At 46.1% G+C, this 928-nt stretch carries 1 protein-coding gene; it reads left to right on the top strand.

The features are described 5' to 3' along the window. On the top strand, positions 1 to 928 hold a 928-nt coding region (locus A3735_RS26400; RefSeq protein ID WP_156499939.1), incomplete at both ends, for a response regulator.

Raw genomic sequence — 928 nt, 5'->3', positions numbered from 1 at the left:
GGACAACCAACGAGAGAAACTTAAACAACTGTTTGCAAAACGAGTTACGACGCAAGCCAGAGTTGTATTAGATGTCTATCAAAAGTGCAAACTCTCCTCTTGGGAAGACCTGGATCGCACTCAAGATTTAAATGATGCGAGTGAAAAACTAGAGCGTTTTGCAACCCGCTTTGAGATGTCTCGCCAGGAGACTTCGGCACGAAAAATTAACCAGCTACTGAGCAATGTTAACCCTGAAGCCCCGCTTTCGTTAGACAGCCAACAAAAAATTGAGTCCTTTATTCAGGAGCTGAATGAGTGCACTTTGCGAAAGAGTGATACCGGAGGGGGGCGAAGCGACACCTCGCACTCGAATCCACGTACTTTTTTACGCACTCCGATTTACCTCGCGCTAAACAACACCGAGTACGCTAACCGCATTATTAATCAGCTGGAGTTCTTTGGTTTTCGTTCAATCAACTTCAGTGATGTTGATGATTTTGTTCACGCAGCTAAGCAGGATAAGCCAGAGACCATCGTAGCCGATGTAGATTTTGGCGGGCATAAGCTTGCTGGCATCGATGCCGTTCAAGTAATCCAGGAGTCTCACGAGACAACTATTCCAGTTATTTATGTTAGCGAGAGCACTGACGACATTCAGACCCGGCTAAAAGCATCGCGCACAGGCGGCGAAGAGTTTTTTTATCGAGCCATCGACCCTGGCCAGCTAATAGAAAAATTTGAGCAATATACGCACGCCAACATTCAGGACCCATACCGTATTCTGGTAGTCGATGACTCTAAAGCACAAGCAAAGTACATTGAGAATATATTGCACAAAGCCGGCATGATTCCTCACATCATTACCGAGCCGATGGATATCCTGGTAGCCTTGGCGGATTTCCAGCCTGAGATAATTATCATGGATATGTACATGCCAGGCTGTACC

The sequence above is a fragment of the Oleiphilus sp. HI0061 genome (genome assembly GCF_001635675.1).
This window is presented reverse-complemented; position numbering and strand designations above follow the sequence as displayed.